Annotated in this window: 18 protein-coding genes; 17 read left to right on the plus strand and 1 reads right to left on the minus strand. The window is 45.2% G+C overall.

What is annotated here, in order from left to right; all coding sequences use genetic code 11:
• Positions 1–9 precede the first annotated feature (9 nt).
• The 15 genes from DW251_RS03280 (at position 10) to DW251_RS03350 (ending at position 21,305) form a co-directional block, all read left to right on the plus strand.
• Entirely contained in the window at positions 10–1,569 is a 1,560-nt protein-coding gene (locus tag DW251_RS03280; RefSeq protein WP_118300229.1) for a class I adenylate-forming enzyme family protein, read from the plus strand.
• Positions 1,570–1,701: 132 nt separating this feature from the next.
• The gene (locus DW251_RS03285; protein WP_021870369.1) at positions 1,702–3,579 is read left to right on the plus strand and encodes an ABC-F family ATP-binding cassette domain-containing protein; all 1,878 of its coding nucleotides are present in this window, start codon (positions 1,702–1,704) and stop codon (positions 3,577–3,579) included.
• A 104-nt stretch (positions 3,580–3,683) separates the two neighbouring features.
• A complete protein-coding gene (locus tag DW251_RS03290) occupies positions 3,684–5,627 on the plus strand; it encodes an alpha-amylase (protein WP_182433569.1) in 1,944 nt (647 codons plus the stop codon).
• Positions 5,617–6,768, plus strand: coding sequence for a M20/M25/M40 family metallo-hydrolase (locus DW251_RS03295; protein WP_021870371.1), 1,152 nt, complete (start codon positions 5,617–5,619; stop codon positions 6,766–6,768). Before DW251_RS03290 ends, DW251_RS03295 begins: the two co-directional genes overlap by 11 nt.
• Positions 6,769–6,902: 134 nt before the next feature.
• Complete coding sequence (locus DW251_RS03300; protein WP_118300230.1) at positions 6,903–9,542, plus strand: cation-translocating P-type ATPase; 2,640 nt, start codon at positions 6,903–6,905, stop codon at positions 9,540–9,542.
• Between the two features lie 126 nt (positions 9,543–9,668).
• Positions 9,669–10,565 carry a fumarylacetoacetate hydrolase family protein gene (locus DW251_RS03305; protein ID WP_021870373.1) on the plus strand — a complete coding sequence of 299 codons (897 nt, stop codon included), beginning with the start codon at positions 9,669–9,671 and terminating at the stop codon, positions 10,563–10,565.
• Positions 10,566–10,670: 105 nt separating this feature from the next.
• A complete protein-coding gene (locus tag DW251_RS03310) occupies positions 10,671–11,135 on the plus strand; it encodes a methylglyoxal synthase (protein ID WP_021870374.1) in 465 nt (154 codons plus the stop codon).
• Positions 11,136–11,173: 38 nt separating this feature from the next.
• Entirely contained in the window at positions 11,174–13,972 is a 2,799-nt protein-coding gene (glgB, locus tag DW251_RS03315) for a 1,4-alpha-glucan branching protein GlgB (protein WP_118300231.1), read from the plus strand.
• Positions 13,973–14,026: 54 nt separating this feature from the next.
• The gene (locus DW251_RS03320; protein ID WP_118300232.1) at positions 14,027–15,553 is read left to right on the plus strand and encodes a sensor histidine kinase; all 1,527 of its coding nucleotides are present in this window, start codon (positions 14,027–14,029) and stop codon (positions 15,551–15,553) included.
• The gene (locus DW251_RS03325) at positions 15,528–16,334 is read left to right on the plus strand and encodes a response regulator (protein WP_118300233.1); all 807 of its coding nucleotides are present in this window, start codon (positions 15,528–15,530) and stop codon (positions 16,332–16,334) included. The genes DW251_RS03320 and DW251_RS03325 overlap by 26 nt, the downstream gene beginning before the upstream one ends.
• A gap of 185 nt (positions 16,335–16,519) precedes the next feature.
• Positions 16,520–17,635: a TRAP transporter substrate-binding protein gene (locus DW251_RS03330; RefSeq protein ID WP_118300234.1), complete on the plus strand. Its 1,116-nt coding sequence runs from the start codon at positions 16,520–16,522 to the stop codon at positions 17,633–17,635.
• Between the two features lie 91 nt (positions 17,636–17,726).
• The gene (locus DW251_RS03335; RefSeq protein WP_021870379.1) at positions 17,727–18,248 is read left to right on the plus strand and encodes a TRAP transporter small permease; all 522 of its coding nucleotides are present in this window, start codon (positions 17,727–17,729) and stop codon (positions 18,246–18,248) included.
• A 1-nt stretch (position 18,249) separates the two neighbouring features.
• Positions 18,250–19,545, plus strand: coding sequence for a TRAP transporter large permease (locus tag DW251_RS03340; RefSeq protein WP_021870380.1), 1,296 nt, complete (start codon positions 18,250–18,252; stop codon positions 19,543–19,545).
• Between the two features lie 230 nt (positions 19,546–19,775).
• Positions 19,776–20,261: a YcxB family protein gene (locus tag DW251_RS03345; protein ID WP_021870381.1), complete on the plus strand. Its 486-nt coding sequence runs from the start codon at positions 19,776–19,778 to the stop codon at positions 20,259–20,261.
• 36 nt (positions 20,262–20,297) lie between these two features.
• On the plus strand, positions 20,298–21,305 hold the full coding sequence (locus tag DW251_RS03350) for a TRAP transporter substrate-binding protein (RefSeq protein ID WP_021870382.1): 1,008 nt from the start codon (positions 20,298–20,300) through the stop codon (positions 21,303–21,305).
• 107 nt (positions 21,306–21,412) lie between these two features.
• On the opposite strand, the gene DW251_RS17785 is transcribed toward DW251_RS03350, so the two are convergent.
• Entirely contained in the window at positions 21,413–22,603 is a 1,191-nt protein-coding gene (locus DW251_RS17785) for a hypothetical protein (RefSeq protein WP_147352213.1), read from the minus strand.
• Between the two features lie 217 nt (positions 22,604–22,820).
• On the opposite strand from DW251_RS17785, the gene DW251_RS03360 reads away from it, so the two are divergent.
• Together DW251_RS03360 and DW251_RS03365 are read left to right on the plus strand one after the other, a co-directional pair.
• Positions 22,821–23,351, plus strand: a complete 531-nt coding sequence (locus DW251_RS03360; RefSeq protein WP_021870384.1) for an HD domain-containing protein — start codon at positions 22,821–22,823, stop codon at positions 23,349–23,351.
• 12 nt (positions 23,352–23,363) lie between these two features.
• Positions 23,364–24,647: a polysaccharide deacetylase family protein gene (locus DW251_RS03365; protein ID WP_118300236.1), complete on the plus strand. Its 1,284-nt coding sequence runs from the start codon at positions 23,364–23,366 to the stop codon at positions 24,645–24,647.
• Positions 24,648–24,879 lie beyond the last annotated feature (232 nt).

Genomic DNA, 24,879 nt, shown 5'->3' on the forward strand with positions numbered 1-24,879 from the left:
GGGATATACATGATGAACGATAATGAGATCATCCGGGACTTTTTTATGAGCCGGTTAGAACGGGACGGCAAAAGTGAAACTTTGCTGGACTATACTACAGGCATTCGTTATTATTATCAGGATTTTGAAGTACGTTCCAGAAAACTTGCGAATTTCCTGACAGATAAGGCGAAAATAAAAAAAGGGGATAGAGTGGCGATCTGCGCCGGAAACTGTGTGCAGCATATTGATATGTTCTATGCCATTGTCCGCATTGGATATATTATGACTTCTTATAATGTAAAGCTGACAGAGAGAGAACTTTCAGAGCTGATCTTAAAAGAAAAGCCGTCTGTATTGCTTTATGAGGAAGAGTTTAAAGAAAAAGCAGCTGCTTTGAAAAAACGTTTCTCAGAGTTAGCATTTATTTCCATAGGAGACAAAAAGCAGGAAGGAGATCTGGCCTGTTATCAGGAGGTCTTAGAGTATTCTGATGAAGATCGCCCTCTTCCTGAGCATCAGTTTGAAGACATAGCAATGCTTGTACATACAGGCGGAACCACAGGTATCCCTAAAGCAGCGATGATCTCCTATCGGGCTCTTTATTACAATGTGATCAATCAGGTGACAGCTTATGGCGTTAACAACAGAGATGTAGTTTATGTATGTCTGCCTTTATTCCACGCAGCAGCCTGGAACAGCCTTCTGATGCCATTATTATATGTAGGTGCCAGAATGGTCATGACCAGAAAATTTGACAAAAAGGATGTATTCCAGATCATGAAGCAGGAACATCTTACATTCCTGTTAGGAGTTCCTACTATCTTCCAGTATATGATGGAAGATCCGGCATTTGAAACAGCTGATTTTTCTGAGATCGGACGTATCCGCTGTGGCGCAGCGCCTGCTTCTTTGGAGATTATGAGAGCTTACTGGAAAAAGGGTGTTCGATTTTGTAATGGATATGGAATGACAGAAGTAGGACCTGGCATTCTTGCAATGCCTATTAATTCCATGAGCGTAAAGGATATTGAGGAAAAACGCCTTTCTGTAGGCAAACCAATGGTTTATGTGAAGCTTCGCATTGTAAATGAAAAAGGCGAAGATGTTCCAAAGGGTGAAAAAGGAGAACTGTTTATCCGCTCTGCAGCCATGTTTTCCGGCTACTGGGGCGACCCGGAGGAGACAGAACTAGCATTACAGAATGGCTGGATGCATTCCGGTGATATTGCCCAGCAGGATGAAGAAGGATATTATTACATTGTAGGCCGTAAAAAGAACATGTTTATCAGCCATGGCGAAAATATTTATCCGGTAGAGATTGAAAATATCATGAAGGAGTGTCCTGGTATTCACGAAGTCTGTGTGATCGGTGTACCGGATAAGCGAAAAGGTGAAGTAGGAAAAGCCATTGTAGTCTTAAGAGAAGGCTCTAAGGCTACAGCAGAAGATATAAAAGAATACTGTAGTAAAAATCTGGCAAAGATCAAACAGCCTAAGTATGTGGAGATCGTAGAAGAAATTCCACGTAACAGTGTGGGAAAGGTTCTTATGAGTAAGGTCCATGAATTATATGGAAATGTAGATTAATGTCGGATATGTGAAAAAAGCAGAAAATCTTAGCACCGGATGTGGATAAAAAACATCCGGTGTTTTGTTGTGCCCTTTTTTCCTTTGTGTTATACTTTTCTAAGATGTATGAATAAGAGGAAAATGAACAATATGAATTTACTTACCATCGAACATTTAACAAAATCCTATACAGAACGCCTGCTGTTCAACGACACTGCTTTTTCTATCAACGAAGGAGAAAAAGTGGGTCTCATCGGTATCAACGGCACAGGAAAATCTACCTTGTTACGGATCGCTGCAGGTCTGGAGGAGCCGGATGGCGGTACGGTTGTAAAAGGCCGCAGCCTGTATATCCGCTATCTGCCCCAGATCCCGGAATTTACCCCTGGAGATACCATTCTTGACAGCATTGTAAGGGACAATAAAAACGAGCCTCATTTCAGCTCTGTGGAAGAGTTAAAGGCTTCTGCCAAGACCATGTTAAACCGTCTGGAGATCGAAGATTTTGACGCGAAAGTGGAGACTCTTTCCGGCGGACAGAGAAAACGTGTGGCTCTTGCAAGCGTTCTTTTAAGTACAGCAGATCTGCTGATCCTGGACGAGCCTACCAACCACCTGGACAGCCAGATGGCTGACTGGCTGGAAGGTTATTTAAAGGCATTTAAGGGCGCTCTTTTAATGATCACCCATGACCGTTATTTCCTGGACAGCGTTACCAACCGTATTGTAGAGCTGGACAAGGGAAAACTGTACAGTTATCAGGGCGGTTATGAGAAATATCTGGAATTAAAGGCAGAGCGTTTAAGCATGGCAGAGGCAGCAGAGCGCAAGCGCCAGTCCATCTTGCGCACAGAGATCGCCTGGATGCAGCGTGGTGCCAGAGCCCGTTCTACCAAGCAGAAAGCCCATATCCAGAGGTATGAGCAGCTTCGTGACCAGGAAGGTCCGGAGTATGACAGAAATGTACAGTTGGAGTCCATTGGCAGCCGTCTGGGACGTACTACCGTAGAGCTGAAGGACATCTGCAAATCATATGGTGATAAGGTGCTGATGAAAGATTTCACCTATATCTTCCTGAAAAATGACCGTGTAGGTATTATCGGCCAGAACGGAAGCGGAAAGTCTACGTTGATGAAGATCATTGCCGGCTGGGTACAGCCGGACTCCGGTACAGTAGAGATCGGCCAGACTGTAAAGCTGGGTTATTTCTCCCAGGAAAATGAGGCTATGGACGAAAGCCTGAAGGTGATCGACTATATCCGCAATGCAGCAGAGTACGTAAAGACAAAAGACGGCAGCATCAGCGCCAGCCAGATGTTAGAGCGTTTCCTGTTCCCTTCCAGTATGCAGTATACAACCATTGGAAAGCTGTCCGGAGGTGAAAAACGCCGTCTGTACCTTCTGCGTATCCTTATGGAAGCGCCAAATGTACTGATCCTGGACGAGCCGACCAATGACCTGGACATCCAGACGCTGATCTTACTGGAAGATTATCTGGATACATTCCCTGGTATTGTGATCACTGTATCCCATGACCGTTATTTCCTGGACCGTGTGGTAAACCGCATTTTCGCTTTTGAGGGAAATGGTGTGGTGCAGCAGTATGAGGGTGGTTTTACCGATTATCAGCGTGCATGGAATGAGCGTCATCCACAGATCAGTGGAAATGGGGCTGGAGCCGGAAATGCAGGTTCTGGAAAGGCATCCGATAAAGATACTGACGAAGAAAACGCTGCAAATGCAAAGGCAGTGAACAAAAATAACTGGAAAGAGACTTCCGGTGCCCAGAAAAAGCTGCGTTTAAGCTACAAAGAGCAGAGAGAATGGGAGACCATTGAAGGGGATATTGCAGGTCTGGAAGAGGCCATTGCAGCCCTGGAAACAGAGATCGAGAAATCTGCCAGCAATTATACCCGTCTCAATGAACTGATGAAAGAAAAGACAGAAAAAGAGGCACAGTTAGAAGAGAAGATGGACCGGTGGATGTATCTCACTGACCTGGTAGAGCAGATCGAGAGCCAGAAGTAGGGAAGATCTGGGAAACAGCTCCTTTGCAGCAATGCTGTTTAGAGGGCATGAAGATTTAGCAGTGTAATGTAATTTAATAGAAGGAAACTGAAAGGCGGCAATATATGAAAAGAGAGTATATCATAGAAACAAATGAAGGAAAGATCTATCCGCTGGGAGTGACAAAGACTCCGGGGGGATTTGATGTAGCATTTGTTTCTGAGAAAAGTCCGGCATTGCTGCTTTTTGAAAAGGGAAGCAGAAAACGGATGGCCAGACTTGCATTTCCGGAAAATGCCCGTATGGGGAATGTGCATTTCATGACGGTAAAAGGGGATTTTACCGGATTGGAATACGCTTTTGAGGAAGATGGAAAAGAGATCTCTGATCCTTTTGGAACCTGTTTTACAGGACGGGAAAAATGGGGAGACGAGAAGGCAGCAGGGCAGGCACTTCACACACCTTTTGAAGCAGTGAAAGAAGCCTTTGACTGGGAAGATGACAAGCGGCCTGAGATCCCAGCCAATGAGTGTATTGTATACAAGATACACCCGAGAGGTTTTTCAAAACATGCCTCATTTAAAGGGGAAAGCTGGAAAAGGGGAACCTTTGGGGCGGTCATTGATAAGATCCCCTATATGAAAGAACTGGGAATTACTACAGTAGAAATGATGCCGCCTGTAGAATTTGATGAAGTCATGGAAGATGTTCCAGGAAAGGTAAACTACTGGGGGTACTGCTGTGGACACAGCTTTGCGCCAAAAGCAGCCTATGCAGGCGCAGCGCCGGGACAGAAAAAGGATCCGGTAAAAGAGTTTAAGACTCTGGTGAAGGCATTACATAAAGAAGGTCTGGAGCTGGTCGTTGAATTATACTTTGACGGGACACAGTCTCCTTCCTATGTGGTAGATGTACTCCGCTTCTGGGCTGCCCAGTATCATGTAGATGGTATCCATTTAGTAGGTTATGCCCCTTTGGAAACTATTGTGAAAGACCCATATCTTTCTGATCTGAAACTTTGGGCGAAGAACTGGGATGAAGTGAGAACTGCGACGGAAACAGACAGGGGCAACAGAACCAAAGAAGAAAAGAAAGAGACCGGACGCCGTTTATCTGCTTACGAAACAGGATTTATGCTGGATATGCGCAGCTTCTTAAAGGGCGATGAAGGTATGTTAAACCAGGTGGCTCTTCATGTAAAGGACAATCCGGATGCAGTGGCTTCTATTAATTACATGGCGAATACCAACGGCTTTACTTTAATGGATATGGTTTCTTACGATCATAAGCACAACGAGGACAATGGCGAGGAAAACCATGACGGTACCGATTACAACCAGTCCTGGAACTGTGGCGCAGAAGGACCGGTGCGAAAGAAAAAGATCATTGGCTTACGAAAACGTCAGCTTAAAAATGCTCTTGCCATGCTTTTCTTAAGCCAGGGAACCCCGTTACTTATGGCTGGTGATGAATTTGGCCGTACCCAGAAGGGAAATAATAATGCTTATTGCCAGGACAATGAGATCTCCTGGTTAAACTGGAATTTATTAGACTCTCACAAGGGGCTTTATGAGTTTACGAAAAACCTGATCGCATTCCGCAAAAAGCACAGCCTGTTCCACCGCAGTACAGAACCTACTTTAATGGATCATAAGTCAGTAGGACTGCCGGATGTGTCTTTCCACGGGGAAAAGGCATGGTGTCCGGACTTTGAACGCTACAGCCGCCAGCTGGGGGTGTTTTACAGTGCTTCTTATGGGGAAAATGCAGACGGCAGCGAGGAACCTTATTTCTATACTGCTTACAACATGCATTGGGAGCCACATGCATTTGCACTTCCCAATCTGCCGTCAGGATATATCTGGCATCAGGTCCTTGATACAGCTGAAGACAGTATGAACGGCTTTTTGCCGTCAGGTAAGGAAAGACATCTGGATGACCAGAAAGAGGCTCTTGTCCTTGCAAGATCCATCCAGGTATTTGCAGGACTTAAATGCCCGGAAAAGAAAAAAACACAAAGCAAAGGTCCGAAAGCGAACCGGAAAGAAGGAACAGAACATGTTAAATGAAGCTATGGAACGTTTTATCAAGGAACATGAAAAAGAGGCATATGACCTGCTTCTTACCATTGCGAAGATCCCTTCCCCATCTAATCATGAGGAAAAAAGAGCCCAGTTTTGCTGTAACTGGTTAAAGGAACAGGGGGCAGAGGGCGTCTATATTGATGAGGCATTAAATGTAGTTTATCCAGCTGCTTTAAGGGATAATGTGGATGTTTATATGGCCCATACAGACGTAGTTTTTCCAGATGAGACGGAACTTCCTTTAAAGGTGGAAAATGGACGTATCTGCTGTCCAGGAGTAGGTGATGATACTGCCTGCCTTGTATGTGTTCTTCTGGCAGCAAAATATACTGCTCTTATGATAAAAGAAGGCAAACTTAACCAGATCCGGCCGGAAACAGAACCTGGACTGATTTTTGTATGCAATTCAGGAGAAGAAGGTCTTGGAAACCTGAAAGGCGTTAAAAAGATCTGCGAAGATTACGGCAGCCGTATGAGCACTTTCTGCACCTTCGACGGCAGTCTGGAGCATCTGGTAGATGAAGCAGTGGGATCTAACCGTTATAAAGTGACGGTACGCACTCAGGGCGGACATTCTTTTGGCAATTTTGGCAATGATAATGCCATTGAAAAACTGGCAGGTATCATTGAAAAGCTGTATCAGATCAAGGTGCCGGAAGGCGGAAAGACCACTTACAACGTGGGTACTATTTCCGGCGGTACTTCTGTTAATACTATTGCCCAGGAAGCTTCCATGCTATACGAGTTCCGCTCTGACAGAAAAGTAAATCTGGCTTATATGGAAGAAAAATTTGAGGCAGCAGTAAATGAGGCAAAGGCAGCCGGTCTTGATATTACTTATGAGATCCTGGGCATCCGTCCATGCTCCGGTGATGTAGATAAAGAACGTCAGGCACGCCTTCTTGAACGTGCAAAAGCAGCGGTAGAGACAGTGACTGGAATCTGCCCTGGAGTTGGTTCTGGTTCTACAGACTGCAATATCCCGCTTTCTATGGGAATCCCAAGCGTATGTGTGGGCTGCTATAGTGGAGCCGGCGCTCATACAAGAGAGGAATATGTAGAAGAAGCTTCCCTTCCTTTAGGATACAGAGTTGCTTTTGAGATGATATTCGGAGGCAGGTCATAAGCCTGTTTTTTCCTGCATAAAGATAAAAGAGAAATACATATACATTCAGATGAGGATGCTGTAAAGGCCAGACGGGTCAGGGCATCCTCATTTTTTTCTATATGAAGTCTATACAGAGTCTATAGGAGGCAGGAATGGCACAATGGTATGGTCTGACCCAGGAAGAAGTTTTAAAGCGCCTTGGCACCAACAGGACCGGGCTAAATGAGAAAGAGGCAGAAAGAAGGCTGGAAACATATGGGGAAAATGTTTTAAAAGAACAGGAAGAAATGCCCTGGTGGCAGGTATTTTTAGGACAGTTTAAAGATCTTCTGGTCATGATCCTCATTGGGGCTGCGGGGGTATCCATGGTTACCGGAGATCCGGAAAGCGCTCTTGTGATCTTTTCCGTCCTTTTGTTAAATGCCATTTTAGGGACTGTGGAACATCAGAAAGCACGAAAATCCCTGGAAAGCTTAAAGCGACTTGCTTCTCCGGAAACACTTCTGATCCGGGAAGGACGCGTTTGTACGGCGCCATCTTCCAGGGTGGTTCCAGGGGATATCCTGGTTTTGGAAACAGGAGGAATGGTACCTGCAGACGGCCGGATCCTTCAGTCCTGCAGCCTTACCTGCAACGAAAGTTCTCTTACAGGAGAAGCTTTAAATGTGGAAAAAAGAGAGGGAAAACTGCCGGCAGGAAAAACGCCTTTATCTCCGGGAGATCAGAGCAATATGGTCTTTTCCGGTGCTCTGATCACTGGCGGAAGGGGAACTGCGGTAGTGACGGAAACAGGAATGGATACCCAGATCGGGACCATTGCTTCCCTGATGAACCGCACAGTGGAAAAGAAAACACCTTTGCAGGCCAGTTTAGACCGGTTTTCCGGCCATCTGGCCTTAGGAATTATGGGGATCTGCGGGGCGATCTTTCTGATCAGCCTGTATCGCAGGGAGCCTGTATTAGATGCCCTGATGTTTGCGGTAGCGCTGGCGGTTGCAGCCATCCCGGAGGCTCTTGGCTCCATTGTGACCATTGTCCAGGCAATGGGAACCCAGAAAATGGCAAAAGAGCATGCAGTCATAAAGGACCTGAAAGCAGTGGAAAGTTTAGGCTGTGTATCTGTGATCTGTTCTGATAAAACAGGGACACTGACCCAAAACAGTCTGCGGGCAGAGGCTGTTTGCATAAATGGGAAGGTCATGGATACAGGGCAGTTAAAAAAATATTCCCACCACCCGGATCTTTCTCTTTTCCTGCGATCAGTCATTCTTGCAAATAATGCTTCCGGAGAGGAGATCGGGGAAAAAGAAGATCCCTTAGAGCAGGCTCTTTTACATATGGCAGAAGAAGCAGGAAAAGATCCCGGACTTCTTCGCAGGCAGTGGCGTCGTATTTCGGAGATCCCTTTTAACTCTGATAAAAAATATATGGGTGCCATATGCAGCAAAGGGGGAGAAAAGATCCTTTTTGTAAAAGGGGCGGTAGACGTTTTGCTGTCTAAATGCAGTCTGGCAGTCAATCCCTCTTTTCAGGAAGAAGAGACTGCTTCCTGGGGACGTCCCTTTTCCTTTTCTGATAAAGAGCGGATCCTTCGCCAGAACGGTCTATGGTCCAAAAAGGGAATGCGGGTTCTGGCACTGGCATGTAAACCATTAAAAGAGGAAGAAATCAGGGATGCAAAGGCGGAAAATATGATCTTTCTGGGTCTGGCTGCTATGACAGATCCACCAAGGCCGGAGTCTAAAATGGCAGTGGCAGATGCTAAAAAAGCAGGGATCCGCACGGTCATGATCACCGGGGATCATAAAGAGACTGCGGCAGCGATCGCCTCGGAGATTGGTATTTTTACAGCTGGTGATCTGGCTGTTACAGGAGCAGATCTGGATCAGATGAGCGATCAGCAGCTGCAGGAAAGACTGGAAAAGATCTCCGTATATGCCAGGGTGTCTCCGGAACATAAGATCCGCATTGTGGAAGCATGGCAGAAAAAAGGGCACATTACAGCTATGACAGGAGACGGGGTAAATGACGCTCCTGCCTTAAAAAAGGCGGACATAGGGATCGCTATGGGAAAAGCAGGCACAGAAGTTTCAAGGGATGCCGCTGCCATGATCTTAACAGATGACAATTTTGCTACGATTATCAAGGCAGTGGCAAATGGAAGAAATGTATATCGGAATATTAAAAATTCCATCCAGTTTTTGTTGTCCGGAAATATGGCAGGGATCCTTTGTGTACTGTATACATCTATCAAGGCGCTTCCATTGCCTTTTGCGCCGGTGCATCTGCTGTTTATCAACCTGCTGACAGACTCCCTTCCTGCCATTGCCATAGGTATGGAACCGGCAGACCGGGATCTTTTAAACCAGCCTCCCAGAGACCCAAAAGAAGGGATCCTTTCTTTTCCATTTGCAGGGAAGATCTTATTCCAGGGTTTTCTTATTGGTGCAGCAACCATGTGGGCATGGGAAATGGGATATTCCCAGGGCGGGGAAGCCATTGCCAGTACTATGGCATTTTCCACTCTGACTCTGGCAAGACTGTTCCATGGTTTTAACTGCAGGGGAAGAAAAAGCCTGCTTTCATTGGGAATAGGAAGCAATCTCTGGTGTGTTATGGCATTGTTTGTAGGTGTAGTCCTTATGTGTGCAGTGCTTTTTGTGCCTCAGCTTCAGGATGTATTTGCCGCAGGGGATCTGACAGGCTCACAGTTACTGGCAGTGGTTTTAGGTGCGCTGGCACCAACGGCAGTTATTCAGATCTACAAAATGATGAGCGCAGGAACCGCTTAAATGACGTCTGAATTGTCCGCTAAATTTTCTAAGATTATGTAAAACATTTGTGGCAAGGTGGAAAATATCCGAAAAATGTGATAAAGTAAGCATTAAGAAATTGCTAAATGAAATAAGGAGGCTGTTATGAGGCTTGTTACATATGAAGTGGAACATAAAGGCGGTCTGGGCGTGATCAGCAGAGACGGAAAATGGGTCTATCCTCTTCGCTCCCTGGATATGGATTATAAGACCATGCAGGAACTGATCGAGGGGATCAGCGAGTCAGAAAAACAGCTGCTTGAATATGTGTCCGGTCAGGACCCTTATAAGATCAGAGGAGCGGCACCTATTGAAGAAGTAAAGTTTCTGGCGCCGATCCCAAATCCGAAACAGGATGTGATCTGCCTGGGTATCAACTATATGGCTCACGCAGAGGAGTCTGCCCGCTACAAGAAAGAGGCATTTGGAGGCGAACGTCCCTATGCCGTTTACTTCTCCAAGCGTGTAAACGAGGCAGTGGCAAACGGCGAAGGCATTGAAAGCCATTCAGACATTGTAGCCGATCTGGATTATGAGGTAGAATTGGCTGTTATTATTGGAAAAGAAGCAAAAAATGTACCGGAAGAAGAGGTAAAAAATTACATCTTTGGTTACACCATTATCAATGACGTCAGTGCCAGAACCCTTCAGACCCAGCATAACCAGTGGTATTTTGGAAAGAGTTTAGACGGATTTTTCCCAATGGGACCATGTATCACCACAGTGGAAGATATCCCATATCCGCCAAAGCTTTCTATCCAGTCCCGTGTCAACGGGGAACTGAGACAGGACAGCAACACAGAACTGCTGATCTTTGGTATTGACCACATCGTCAGTGAGCTTTCAAAAGGCATGACATTAAAACCTGGAACCATCATTGCCACCGGCACACCGGCAGGCGCAGGAATGGGCTTTACACCGCCAAAATTCTTAAAACCTGGAGATGTAGTAGAATGTACCATTGAAGGGATCGGCACACTTACCAATCCGGTAGTTGAATAAACATGTATGCTGCCTGACGGCGGCATCATCATAAATGAGCAATTGTATACTATATATTTAGGACAGCAACACAAGAGACAGGCAACATAAGGAGGTATGCATACAATGGAATTTGTCCCAATGACTATCAAGAAGCAGAAAAATATCGCCCTGATCGCCCATGATCAGAAAAAGCATGAATTAATGGAATGGTGCAAGGAACATAAATCCATTCTGGAGAAACATTTCTTATGCGGAACCGGAACAACTGCAAGAATGATCACCGATTATACCGGACTTCCGGTAAAGGGATATAACAGCGGCCCATTGGGAGGCGACCAGCAGATCGGCGCCAAGATCGTAGAAGGACAGATCGATTTCGTGATCTTCTTCTCCGACCCATTGACAGCACAGCCTCATGATCCGGATGTAAAGGCACTGCTGCGTATTGCACAGGTTTACGATATTCCCATTGCAAACAATAAGGCAAGTGCAGATTTTATGATCTCATCACCTCTTATGGATGAAGAATATGAGCATGATGTGATCAATTTCAGACAGAATATTTCAGAACGGGCGAAACAGCTATAATAGAAACAACATTGTTTTTGCTAAAAGGGGGCACGCAGATGGAACAGAAATTATATGATATTATGGACTGGGCGGGGATTGAGGAACTGACCTATTCAGAGTCAGCCGATCCTCACAGAATGTTAGGACCACATGCAACAGAAGAAGGCTTATTGATACAGGCATTTATACCTACCGCAACAGCGATCACTGTAAAGCTTACAGGAAATGGGAAAAAATACCCTATGGAGTTGGCAGATGAAGCAGGATTTTATGCTGTACTGATCCCAAGAAAAACAGTGACAGATTATACCTTACTTGTCACTTATGATAATGGAACCGAAGAAGAGATCCACGATCCCTATTCTTTCGGACCACAGTTTACAGAAGATGAATTAAAGAAATTCGGTGCAGGTATCTACTACGACATTTATGAGAAAATGGGTGCTCATCCAATGACCATTGACGGAGTAGAAGGCGTTTATTTTGCAGTATGGGCTCCATGTGCCATGCGTGTCAGTGTAGTAGGTGACTTTAACTTATGGGACGGCAGACGCCACCAGATGCGCAAAGTAGGCGAAGGAGATGCCAGCGTATTTGAGCTGTTCATTCCGGGCCTGAAAGCAGGATGCCTTTATAAATATGAGATCAAGACCAGAGCTGGACTGCCTATGATGAAGGCAGACCCATATGGAAATTATGCAGAGCTGCGTCCAAATAATGCTTCCATTGTATGGGATATCAACAATTACCAGTGGAAAGATAAAAAATGGATGGACAAGCGGGCTGCTTCTGATACAAAGGACAAGCCTTTCAATATTTATGAAGTCCATTTAGGTTCCTGGATGCGAAAAGAGATTGCCAAGGACGAAAACGGGGAAGATATCATTGGCTCCGAGTTCTACAATTACAGGGAACTGGCTGTAAAGCTGGCTGAGTATGTAAAAGATATGGGCTATACCCATGTAGAACTGCTGCCGATCATGGAACATCCTTTAGATGCTTCCTGGGGATATCAGGTAACTGGTTATTATGCTCCTACCAGCCGCTATGGAACACCGGATGATTTCATGTACTTCATGGACTATATGCATGAACAGGGCATTGGTGTGATCTTAGACTGGGTACCGGCCCATTTCCCGAGAGATGCTTTCGGAATGGCATGCTTTGACGGAACCTGCGTCTATGAACATGCAGACCCAAGAAAGGGCGCTCATCCGCACTGGGGTACACTGATCTATAACTACGGCCGTCCGGGAGTATCTAACTTCCTCATTGCCAACGCACTGTTCTGGGCTGAGAAGTACCACGCAGACGGCATCCGTATGGACGCGGTGGCTTCCATGCTGTATCTGGATTACGGTAAAAATGACGGTGAATGGGTGGCAAATATCTACGGCGGAAATGAAAATCTGGAAGCTGTAGAGTTCTTAAAGCACTTAAATACTGTATTCAAGGGCAGAAAGAACGGTGCGGTGCTGATCGCAGAGGAGTCTACTGCATGGCCAATGATCACCGGTGATCCAAAAGACGGCGGACTTGGTTTTGATTATAAGTGGAATATGGGCTGGATGAACGATTTCACCAACTACATGCGCTGTGATCCATATTTCCGTAAAAATAACTATGGCGAGTTGACGTTTTCCATGCTTTATGCCTACAGTGAAAACTTTGTCCTGGTATTCTCCCATGACGAAGTCGTTCACGGAAAAGGCTCTATGATGGGTAAGATGCCGGGAGAGACTTTAGAGGCAAAGGCTGAAAACCTGCGGGCTGCCTATGGCTTTATGATGTCCCATCCAGGCAAGAAGCTGTTATTTATGGGACAGGACTATGGCCAGATCGATGAGTGGAACGAAAATGCGTCCCTGGAATGGGATCTGTTAAAATATCCGCTGCATAAGAACATGCAGACCTACGTCCGTGAGTTAAACAAGCTGTATCAGGCCCATCCGGCACTGTATGAGCAGGACTTTGATACGGAAGGCTTTGAGTGGATCAACTGCAGCTACCATGAGGAAAGCATGATCATATTCCTGCGCAGAGGCAAAGAAGAAACTCTGCTCTGTGTATGTAACTTTGATAATATGGATCATGAGAAATTCCGCCTGGGCGTACCATTTGCAGGAAAATATAAAGAGATCTTCAACAGTGATGCAAAAGAATTTGGCGGCGAAGGCCGTACCAACAGCCGTGTGAAAGCATCCAAGAAGATAGAATGGGATGAAAGAGAGAACTCCATTGAGATCCATATCCCGCCAATGAGCTTTATGGTATTCTCCTGTACACCAGAGGAGAAGAAGGAAAGCCCGAAGAGACTGACCACAAAGAAGGAAAGCCCGAAGAGACTGACCACAAAGAAGGCAGAGCCGAAGAAGCTGGCAACAAAGAAGGAAGAACCGAAGAAGCTGACTACGGAGAAAAAAGAAGAGCCGAAAAAGTTAGCTACAAAGAAAACAGAACTCAAAAAACTGACGGCAGAGAAGAAAGAAGAGCCAAAAAAGCTTGCGACCGCCAAGACGGAAACTCACAAACTGGAGACCACGAAGGAAGAGCCAAAGAAGTTAGCAACTGCCAAGACAGAAGCTCACAAGCTGGAAACAAAAAAAGAAGAGCCGAAAAAGCTGGCAACTGCAAAAGAAGAACCAAAGAAACTGGAAACAGCAAAGCCTGAACCAGTACCAGTTTTAGCACCTGCAGATCCGATTGCAGAGCCAGTAACAACTCCTGCTTCAGCAGTTACAAAACCAGAGCCAGCTCCATCTCCAGCACCCGCAGCCCCGGCTCCAACCTCAGCTGCAGCAAAAAAAGCAGCACTCAGAGCAGCCAAAAAAAGAGGCCGTAATAAAAAACGCTAAAAAGCTACAAAAGACATAAAGAAACTGACATAAGAATTACAACAGGAGGTTATCATGCGTCCTTCTCTGAGAAAGCTATGGATGACGATCTCCATAAAAAGAAAAATAGGAATTTTTGCAGCCATGGTCATTTTGATCATGGCTCTTTCCGCTTCTTTTAATGTGTGGATCACCAACGTATCCCTGGGAAGCTTTGGAGGAATTTTGAATGACAACTCCCGCTGCAATGACTTTCAGGAGGCACTGGATCAGGAAATCAGAGCTTTTGAGCATTATGTGCGAAATGCAGACCAGGAAAGCCGGGATACTTACAGGGTGGCATGTGTAAGAACAGAACGTTGCCTGTGGTCACTGCCTTCTGAGTACAGAAGGATTGGAAAAGAGCGCAGTGCCAGGACATGGAACATAAGAAATGCCTATGAAGGTTACAAAGTTTATCGTGATGACGTAGCGGAAGGAAATAAAACAGGCAGTGAATTTGTAGACGAACTGTATTACGTATACAAAATGCAGGAGTACCTCCAGGGATATACCGGCCGTCTGGTGCAGATAACCATGGCAGAAGGAACAGAAGAGTATCAGAAAGAAGCAGCAATGTTTTCTAATATTCCGTATATTATTGTGGCCATTTCCATCGCACTTATGATCATAGCGATCTGGCTGACAAAAATTCTTTCAAATTCCGTTGCAAAACCCATTGTATCTTTGGCTGCAAGTACCAGAAAGATAGCTGCCAATGACTTTGATGAGCCGGACCTGATCATAGAAAATAAAGATGAAATGGGAGAATTGGTCACAGCTTTCAATGTAATGAAACACAGTACCAAGGGCTATATTGCCACCATGAAAGAAAATAACAAAATGCAGGAGCTGCTCCACAAAGAGGAATTAGAGCGCAGTGAAATGGAAAAACAGTTAGGAAGCGCAAGGCTGGAACTGTTAAAAAGCCAGATCAATCCCCATTTTCTCTTTAATACCCTGAATATGATCGCATGTACCGCAAAACTGGAAGATGCTGTGGATACGGAAAAGATGATCTTAAGTCTGGGAAATCTGTTCCGCTATAACCTGAAAACAAGGGAGCAGACTGTAACATTAGACCGGGAGTTAAAGATCGTAAATGACTATATGTATCTTCAGAAAATGCGTTTTGGAAGCAGGATCAAATACCGTCTGAGCCTGGAGACGGATGCGGCAGACGTGATCATTCCGTCCCTGTCCCTGCAGCCTCTTGTAGAAAATGCGGTGGTTCATGGTCTTTCTAAAAAAGAAACGGGAGGTATCCTCCATATCCGGATCTGGAAAAAGGACCGTATGCTGATCCTTTCAGTGGCAGATACCGGCCTTGGTATGAGTCAGGAGCGGTGCGAAGAAGTTGCTGCAGCAATGAAAGAACACCGCACGGCAAAGATTGGGATCGGGCTTGGAAATATTTATAAGCGTGTCCATATGATGTACCAAAAGGGAGATCTGCGGATCTACAGCCGGGAAGGAAAAGGAACAGTGATACAATTGATGATACCGCAGGGAGAAGAAAAACAGGGGGAAGAAGTATATGTACCGACTGCTGATCGCAGATGATGAAATGATCGAGAGAAAGGTTCTTTTTAAAACATTAAGCCAGAACCTGAAGGGGCAGTGTGAGATCTTCCAGGCAGAAAACGGAAGAGAAGCACTGGAAATATATGAAAAAGAAAAGATCCAGATCGCCATACTGGATATTGAAATGCCAGGTATCAACGGAATCCAGGCAGCAGAGCGGATAAGGGAGAAGGATAAAAAATGCTGTATTATCTTTCTTACAGCTTTTGATGAATTTGCCTATGCCAAGAAGGCAATCACAGTCAGGGCGTTAGATTATCTTTTAAAACCCTGGGATGAAAAAGAATTGATGCTGGTACTGGAAGAAGCCATGCGAATGGCGGGAGAAGAAAAAGATTTTCAGAAAGAAAAGACAGAAGAGGTATCCGAGGAAGAAAAACGGGACGATCCGGAAGAACTGGCAGAAGATGATGCAGGTGAAAATCTGCGCATGAATAAAGTAACAGAGATCATACGGGACTATATCCGTGAAAATTACATGTATGATCTTTCTGTACAGGATCTGGCTGACAAGATGAATTATTCAGAGCCTTATTTCTGCCGGCTTTTCAAGCAGAGTTTTGGACAGAATTTTACAGCGTATCTTACAGAATACCGTGTTTCCATGGCGAAAAAAATGTTAGAAGAACCTACCGTCAATATTAAGGATATAGGAAAGTCAGTAGGATACGAAGACTCTAATTATTTTACAAAAGTGTTTAGAAGGATCACAGGGCAGAGTCCTTCAGAGTATCGAAATACTGTGTTCCGGGAAAAATAATCTCCAAGCCAGCGCATGGCTGAATTATAACAAAAAATTACGGTATAGGTCAAAATCATACTAGGATTATCAAAAATTTACCATGGTCAGAACAAGATTTTACCCTTATAATGAAATCAGCATAAAGAAAGCGTAAAAAAACATAAACAATATGTGAAAAACGTATTAACAGGAGGGTAAACAAAATGAAAAAAAGATGGTTAAGCGCAGCACTTTGCACAGCTATGGTAGCCGGATCACTGGCAGGATGCGGATTAAAATCCCCAGAAACAACTACTACAGCAGCAGCTACTGAGGCAGCTAAGGAGGAAGCGACCACAGCAGCAGAAGCAAAAGAGGAATCCAAAGGAGAGTCTGCAGCAGCTGGGGAGCCTGTAGGACCTGCAGTTACTCTGGTAATGGCAGAGGTTAATCCACTGGATACTATCGTTGGACAGACTGATACAGCATTCAAAGAGAAAGTAGAAGAGCTGTCCGGCGGATCTATCACTGTAGACCTGCAGGCAAGTGGTGTTCTTGGTTCTGAGAACGACGTTCTGGATACCATGCTTGGTGGTGGCGGAACTATTGATATGTCCCGTATCTCCGCATTCGCTCTGACAAGCTACGGCGCAGAGAAGTCCGTACTTCTGTCTGTACCTTATACATTTGTAAACCGTGAACATTTCTGGAAATTTGCAGATAGCGAACTGGCTCCAGAGTTCTTAATGGAACCGCATGACAACGGACTGGGCGTAAGAGGTCTGTTCTACGGAGAAGAAGGTTTCCGTCATTTCTTCACTGTTAAGCCAGTAAATGGTCTGGAAGACTTAAAGGGAATGAAGCTTCGTGTTTCTAACGACCCGATCATGAACGGTATGGTAGCTGGACTTGGCGCAAACGCAACTGTTGTTTCCTTCAACGAACTGTACTCCGCACTGCAGACCGGCGTTGTTGACGGTGCTGAGCAGCCAATCGCAAACTATCAGTCCAACGCATTCCCAGAAGTTGCTCCTAACCTGATCCTTGATGGACATACCTTAGGTGCTATCCAGGTTATCATCACAGATGACGCTTGGGATAAATTAACTCCAGAGCAGCAGGATGTTCTGACCGAAGCTGGAAAGTATGCATCTGAATTCAACCGTAAGATCTCTGAAGAAGCAGAGAACAAAGTTCTGGATGAGTTAAAGGCAAATGGCGTAAACGTTGTAGAAGTAGAAGATAAGACTCCATGGCAGGAAGCTTGCAAGGACATTATCGAGTCCTCTACAAAGGATAACGCAGAACTGTATCAGCAGATCCTTGATATGGCAAAATAATCTGAGTCAGCCAGTTAAATAGGGAAATGGTGTATTAGGCGCAGGGGAGCGCGTCTCTCCTGCGCTTTTAATTAAGAAAGGGGACTGAAGAATGCCTTCAATTTTTGAAAAGATCGATAAGATCCGTCCTTTGTATGATGCGGTATATAAATTTGTATTATTTATCTGCAAGCTTTTGCTTGTAGTTGATATCGCTATTACCAGTATGTCCGTTGCAGGACGTTATATCTCATTTATTCCAGATCCGGCATGGTCTGAAGAAGTAGTTCTTTCCTGTATGGCTTATATGGCTGTGCTTTCCGCAGCTCTGGCAATCCGCCGCGGTGCTCATATCCGTATGACCGCTCTTGACAGCTATCTGCCAAAGAAGCTGGTTAAATCCCTGGATATCCTTGCTGATGTAGCTGTTTTAGTACTGGCTGTCATCATGCTGACTGTAGGCTGGACTTATGCTTCCGGTATCGGTTCAAAGGGTACTTATGTAAGTATGCCTGGAGTATCCCGTTTCTGGATGTATCTGCCGGTTCCGTTAGCAGGTGTTGCGATGATCATTTTCGAGATCGAAGCACTGTACAATCATATCAGAAGCTTTTATGTAAAGGAGGAGAAGTAGTATGGATGTAAATAGCATGGCAATTCTTATATTACTGGGAAGCTTCTTCCTTATGATCATGCTGCGTTTCCCGATCGCATACGCAGTAGCTCTTTCTTCTGTATTCTGTCTGATGGCCCAGGGGCTTCCTCTGACTACCATCTGTCAGCAGATGGTAAAAGGTATCAGCTCTTTCAGCTTAATGGCAGTACCTTTCTTTATCACAATGGGATGCCTGATGGGTTCCGGTGGTATTTCTGAAAAACTGATCGCTCTGGCAAATGCCTGCGTAGGCTGGATGCGAGGCGGTATGGCAATGGTAAACATCGTTGCATCTTATTTCTTTGGTGGTATTTCCGGTTCTGCATCTGCAGATACTGCTTCCTTAGGATCTATTCTGATCCCTATGATGGTTGACCAGGGATATGACGGTGACTTCTCTACTGCAGTTACTATTACTTCTTCCTGTGAGGGACTTCTGGTTCCACCTAGCCACAACATGGTTATTTATGCTACCACAGCAGGTGGTATTTCCGTAGGAAGCTTATTCCTTGCGGGTTATGTTCCGGGAGCTCTTTTAGCAGCATCCCTGATGGTTGGTTCTTACATTATTTCTGTAAAGCGCAACTATCCAAAGGGCGACAAGTTCAGCATGAAGAACCTGTTAAAGCAGTTAAGCGTTTCCTTCTGGGCATTAGCAGCCGTTCTGATCGTAGTGTTCGGCGTTGTAGGCGGTGTGTTCACAGCTACTGAGTCTGCAGCAGTTGCAGTTATCTACAGCTTGATCGTCAGCGTATTTATCTACAAAGGTCTTGACTGGAAAGGTGTTTGGAGAGTCCTGGGCGAGTGTGTAGATACTCTTTCTATCGTACTGATCCTGATCGCAACCTCCAGTATCTTCGGTTACTGCCTTACAAGACTTCACGTACCGGATCTGGCAGCTCAGGCTATTGTTGGACTGACTGATAACCCAATCCTGATCGCTCTGTTATTAAACCTGATCCTTCTGGTATTAGGCTGCATTATGGATATGGCTCCGATCATCCTGATCGCAACTCCTATCCTTCTGCCGATCGCAACATCTATTGGTATTGACCCGATCCAGTTTGGTATCATGGTTGTCCTTAACTGTGGTATCGGACTTCTGACACCTCCTGTAGGTGCTGTACTTTTCATCGGTTCTGCTGTTGCAAAGATCCCGATGGAAAAGGTTGTAAAAGCAACATTACCATTCTATCTGTGCATGATCATTACCCTGCTGCTGATCACCTTCGTACCAGGAATCAGCTTATGGCTTCCAAGTGTATTTGCACATTGATAGAATGACAGAAGTTTGATAAAAGTGTAGTACATATAAAAATAAAGGGGGTGTCGTGGACATCCCCTTTTATGCTATAATGTAATGAGCACAGGGAAAAACAAGCGGCTGCGAAGCAGACATTTGTTTTTTTCAAGCCATTAACGAACGAACCGCCTGCGTCAGCAGGCAGTAGAGTGCGAATGCGCGGGGTTCGTGAGTGTATACGCACATTCAAGGGGGACCAATTCATGTACCAATACCGTTATAAAACAACCAGAGGTGAATACTGGAAAATGTCCATGTATTTCATCTACCATTCCATGACCGGCATGGTAAACCTTGTTTTTACAGCAGCTCTTATAGCTCTTACTTGTGCAAAATGGGAGTCTTCGGGAACCGTATTCCGCATCTGTATGGTTTTAGGCTGCTGCCTTTTTCCAATCCTTCAGCCGCTGGCTGTCTATCTCAGTGCAGGAAAACTGGCATCCGGTTCCGGGGAGGACACAGAGATCCGTCTGGATGATGTTGGGATCCAGGTAAAAGTGGGAAATACTTACGATAAGATCCCGTGGAGAAAAATGGTAAGGATCGCAAAGCTGCCGGGGATGGCCATCATTTTTACAGATCCATCCCATGGATATTTACTTACAGACCGTGTCATCGGAGAAGATAAAGCAACTTTTTATGACTGGCTGATGAAAAAGCAGTCTCAGATCCAGGTAAAGTCAAAATAAAAGGAAACGCAGCAGTCACAAGATCAGGAGGAAACAATGATAAAAAAGAAGATATTCTGTCTGTGGGCAGCTGCGCTTATTTTAAGCGGCTGTGCCGGGGTATTTCAAGGAAAAGAAAAGGAAACGGAACCGGATTTTGTACTGACCTATGCGGAAAACCAGGCGGAAGATTATCCGACGACCCAGGGTGCAGATAAGTTTGCGGAGCTGGTAAAAGAAAAAACCGAAGGCAAAGTTGAGATACTGGTCAATGCAGGCGGAAGCCTGGGAGATGAAAAATCTGTCATTGAACAGTTGCAGTTTGGTGGTATTGATTTTGCCAGAGTATCCATTTCTACGGTAGCAGAGTACATTCCCAAGTTAAATGTACTTCAGATGCCCTATTTGTATACAGGCGCAGATCACATGTGGAAAGTACTGGAAGGTCCTATTGGAGATGATTTCCTTAATTCTTTTGATGGTTCCGGTCTGATTGCGCTTTCATGGTATGATGCAGGTGCCAGAAGTTTTTATAATTCCATAAAACCCATTGAAAAACTGGAAGATATAAAAGGAATGACGATCCGTGTTCAGGAGTCGGAATTGATGAGTGATACAGTCCGGGCTTTAGGAGCTGTTCCGGTTCCTATGATCTATGGGGAAGTATATTCCGGACTTCAGACTGGAAAAGTAGACGGAGCAGAGAATAACTGGCCATCCTATGAGTCTGCAGGGCATTACGAAGTGGCAAAATATTTTACAGTAGATGAACACAGCCGTGTGCCGGAAGTTCAGATCGCTTCTACTTATACCTGGAACAAACTTCCGGAAGAATACAGGGAGATCATCCGGGAATGTGCCCAGGAGTCAGCATGGTATGAAAGAAGCCAGTGGAAAGCGAGAGAGTCTATATCCAGACAGCGCGTAGAAACAAAAGGCTGTGTGATCACCCAGCTTTCACCGGAAGAAAAACTGCGGTTCCAGCAGGCAGTTATGCCGTTATATGAAAAATACTGTGCAGAATACGTGGATATTATTGATGAGATCGTAGCGGAAGGATGGTAAAATACTTGCAGTTCGGCCATGAACTGAATAGTATCATAAAAATAAAAGCTGACAGAAATTCTTTGAAAAATAAGAAGATCGGTCAGCTTTTTGTTGTTTATTATTTGTTAATTTAACGGAGCAATGGTAGCAGGTGCTTCCGCTGTAGATGGTTCATGTGCTGCTGCAGTAGTAGATTTCGCTGCTTCTGTGGTTGCTGCAGTAGTGGACTTGGCAGCCGCAGTGGTAGATTTCGCTGCTGCGGTAGTGGACTTAGCAGCTGCAGTGGTGGACTTCGCTGCTGCGGTAGTGGACTTAGCAGCCGCAGTAGTAGACTTAGCAGCTGCAGTGGTGGACTTGGCTGCGGTAGTAGATTTGGCAGCCGCAGTAGTGGATTTTGCAGCTGCAGTAGTAGACTTAGCTGCAGATGATGCTTTCGTCTCAGCCTTTGTTTGTGCTTTGGTACTGCTGGTGCTGGAAGATTTTGTCTCAGAAGCCTTTGTCTCGGAAGACTTAGTTTCAGAGGCTTTGGTTTCGTTCTCAGTTTCTGTTGCTGTAGTTCCGTTCGTACCATTCTTTCCGTCTGTCGGGAACTTGCTTTCCCGGTCTTCGGTATCAATTCCGGACTGGCTGAGAGAGAAGGAAGCCTGATTTGGGTTTCCTGCCATATCTTCTACATAGACAGTAAGGGAACCTTCTTCCAGTTTAAAGGTGACTTCCCCGTTTTCCTTATCGTAGCTGTCAGGAAGGATCTTGGTTCCTGCATCATCGGTAGCATAGAGGGAGTCATAATTAATGCCGGAGATACTGTCTTCTATTGTTATGGTAAGTGTACCGTTTTCTATTACAACACTTTCTTCATCAAAGGAAGGCGGTGTATCGTCCAGTACAGCAATATGTTCGATATCCTGGGCCTGCATACCGTTCAAACTTAATACGTAGACTTCCAGAGTACCATTGTTTGTCAGGACTGCATGATAAACGCCTTTTTCTTTCTGGAATTCAATTGGCTGGGACTCCAGAGTCGTTGTCATCTTCTTTAAAGGAAGAAGAGAGTGGACCTTAAAGCTTACATCCAGCGTTTTATAATCGGTAGTATCGCTGATTGTCATTTCAATTTTCGGTGTAGCCGTGACAATAAAAAAGATCGCCAGATTGACTGCTAAAAATGGAAGTATGTAACATAGTAAAATATGTCCGAAACTGCTGCCTTTCTTTGGACTGCGGCTGCGTCTCTGACTTGGACGGGAAGCAGCAGGGCGGGTATGTTCTGAACCACGGCTGCTTCTTGGTGCGCTGTATGATGAATGGTGTTCCATTACCATTTCCTCCTTTGTTAAAAACTCTCTATAGCATAGCAGAAAAACAGTTTACTTACAAGGAATTATTCATTGAGAAAGTCTTACGAAAGTGACAATAAAATACAACTTCAAAATAATGTCCGGGTATGGTATGATGATACCAGGGTCAAAAGCACGTAGCAATCTGGTATCAGAGAGGCCAACTGAACATGGGGGAAAAGAGGTAGAGCACAATATGATAAAAGAGGCGGCTGAATTTGCAGATCGGGCTCATCAGGGCGTTTTCAGAAAGGGAACGGAGATCCCTTATATTACGCATCCGATGGAAACTGCGGCCATCGTAACGGCATTTACAGATGAACCGGAGATGATAGCTGCGGCCCTTCTTCACGATGTAATAGAGGACGCCGGGGTTACAAGAGAAGAACTGGAAGAAAAGTTCGGCCCCAGGGTGGCATTTCTGGTAGACGGGGAAAGCGAAGATAAATCAAAAAGCTGGGTTGAACGTAAAGGTGCAACCGTAGAACGCTTGAAAACGGCAACCAGGGATGAAAAGATCCTGGCTCTTGCGGACAAATTAAGCAATATCCGCAGTACAGCCAGAGATTATCTTGTTCTGGGAGATGAAGTGTGGCAGCGTTTCAACCAGAAAGACAAAGAGATGCAAGGCTGGTATTACAAAGGCGTGGCAGAGGCTCTGAAAGAATTTAAAGGCCACATTTATTATGAAGAATACGTGATGCTGTGTGAAAGAGTATTTGGTTAAAAGGAGAAGAGAATGAGAAAAATGAAAAGCAGGGTTCTTGCAGTCCTTATGGCAGCAGGAATGATCTTTACTGCCCAGGGAATGACAGTACTGGCAGGAACTACCGGTATTGGTGCGGCAAAGACTGCATCCCAGACCGGGGGACCGGGAGAGGTAAAGCAGGATATAGGTACTGTAACCGTAGATGATACACAGGAGACTTCCGGAGAAACAGGACAGAATACAGATACCCCACTTCAGGTCAACTACAGTGTATATTTCAGAAATCAGGGCTGGAGCGATCCGGCAGCAGATAACCAGGCACTGTCAGCCTCATCAGAGTCATGGGTCACATCTATGAAAGCTAATCTGATCAATATTCCATCAGGAGCACAGATCGGCGTCCGTTACAAAGTAAATTTAAGCGGTACCGGCTGGCTTGACTGGAAAGCAGACGGCGTAGAAAACGGCGGGGCATCAGCAGAAAAGCCGTTGGAAGCCATTGCCATGGAACTGACCGGTTCTTCGGCAGCTTCCTATGATCTGTACTATAAGGTATACCAGAACGGTTCCTGGACAGACTGGGCAGTAAATGGTGCAACAGCAGGAACCGAAGGAGCAGGACTGAGAGTTGATGGCATCAAGGCATCTATTACAGCAAAAGATGCAGGAGCGCCTGCAGAGACAGCTTCTTCAACAGTAGATCCGTCAAAGCCTATGATCGCCCTGACTTTTGATGATGGTCCAAGAGCCTCTGTTACAAACCGCATCTTAGACAGTTTAAGCCAGTATGGAGGAAGAGCTACATTCTTTATGGTAGGAACCAATGTTCCACACAACGGGGATGTGATCCGCCGTATGGTAGCCCAGGGCTGTGAGGTTGCAAATCACACCAATGACCATAAATACATATCCAAACTGAGCAGTGACGGCATTGTAAGCCAGGTAAGTGCTGTAAACCAGAAAGTCGCAGCAGTCTGCGGTGTATCACCGGTTGTAATGCGTCCGCCAGGCGGCTATGTAGATGCCCATTCCCTTTCCGTTCTTGGTTCTATGGGAATGCCGGCGATCATGTGGTCCATTGATACAAGAGACTGGCAGCACAGAAATGCACAGAGGACCATCAATAACGTTTTAAGCCAGGTAAAAGATGGCGATATTATTTTAATGCATGATATTTACGATGCTACTGCAGACGCAGCCGTAGTACTGATCCCGGAACTGACAGCCAGAGGATATCAGTTAGTTACAGTCAGCGAACTGGCAGCAGCCAGAGGCGGAATGTCAGCAGGACATAAATACAGCCAGTTCCGTTAATAATTAAAAATGATCCATCAAGGAGAGGGGATATTTGCCAGATGTATTTGACAAAATCCCCTCCCTTTTTTATAATAAACCTACAGCTGTTTTTAACAGCTCCATGAAACATTCAGGAGACATTCAGATCTCCCATATCACAGCTATAACAGGCTTCATGAAATCATTAAAAATCCATTGAAAACCGAACCTTGACAATTAAATACAGAAACTGAACCACAGGTCTTACGTA

Origin of the sequence: Clostridium sp. AM22-11AC (assembly GCF_003473545.1) — a bacterium.
In the GTDB taxonomy this organism is placed as follows: Bacteria; Bacillota; Clostridia; order Lachnospirales; family Lachnospiraceae; genus Enterocloster.

Coding starts and splice junctions, on each gene's coding strand:
- DW251_RS03280 (WP_118300229.1), top strand. CDS start 10: ATGATGAACGATAATGAGATCATCCGGGACTTTTTTATGAGCCGGTTA.
- DW251_RS03285 (WP_021870369.1), top strand. CDS start 1,702: ATGAATTTACTTACCATCGAACATTTAACAAAATCCTATACAGAACGC.
- DW251_RS03290 (WP_182433569.1), top strand. CDS start 3,684: ATGAAAAGAGAGTATATCATAGAAACAAATGAAGGAAAGATCTATCCG.
- DW251_RS03295 (WP_021870371.1), top strand. CDS start 5,617: ATGTTAAATGAAGCTATGGAACGTTTTATCAAGGAACATGAAAAAGAG.
- DW251_RS03300 (WP_118300230.1), top strand. CDS start 6,903: ATGGCACAATGGTATGGTCTGACCCAGGAAGAAGTTTTAAAGCGCCTT.
- DW251_RS03305 (WP_021870373.1), top strand. CDS start 9,669: ATGAGGCTTGTTACATATGAAGTGGAACATAAAGGCGGTCTGGGCGTG.
- DW251_RS03310 (WP_021870374.1), top strand. CDS start 10,671: ATGGAATTTGTCCCAATGACTATCAAGAAGCAGAAAAATATCGCCCTG.
- glgB (WP_118300231.1), top strand. CDS start 11,174: ATGGAACAGAAATTATATGATATTATGGACTGGGCGGGGATTGAGGAA.
- DW251_RS03320 (WP_118300232.1), top strand. CDS start 14,027: ATGCGTCCTTCTCTGAGAAAGCTATGGATGACGATCTCCATAAAAAGA.
- DW251_RS03325 (WP_118300233.1), top strand. CDS start 15,528: ATGTACCGACTGCTGATCGCAGATGATGAAATGATCGAGAGAAAGGTT.
- DW251_RS03330 (WP_118300234.1), top strand. CDS start 16,520: ATGAAAAAAAGATGGTTAAGCGCAGCACTTTGCACAGCTATGGTAGCC.
- DW251_RS03335 (WP_021870379.1), top strand. CDS start 17,727: ATGCCTTCAATTTTTGAAAAGATCGATAAGATCCGTCCTTTGTATGAT.
- DW251_RS03340 (WP_021870380.1), top strand. CDS start 18,250: ATGGATGTAAATAGCATGGCAATTCTTATATTACTGGGAAGCTTCTTC.
- DW251_RS03345 (WP_021870381.1), top strand. CDS start 19,776: ATGTACCAATACCGTTATAAAACAACCAGAGGTGAATACTGGAAAATG.
- DW251_RS03350 (WP_021870382.1), top strand. CDS start 20,298: ATGATAAAAAAGAAGATATTCTGTCTGTGGGCAGCTGCGCTTATTTTA.
- DW251_RS17785 (WP_147352213.1), bottom strand. CDS start 22,603: ATGGAACACCATTCATCATACAGCGCACCAAGAAGCAGCCGTGGTTCA.
- DW251_RS03360 (WP_021870384.1), top strand. CDS start 22,821: ATGATAAAAGAGGCGGCTGAATTTGCAGATCGGGCTCATCAGGGCGTT.
- DW251_RS03365 (WP_118300236.1), top strand. CDS start 23,364: ATGAGAAAAATGAAAAGCAGGGTTCTTGCAGTCCTTATGGCAGCAGGA.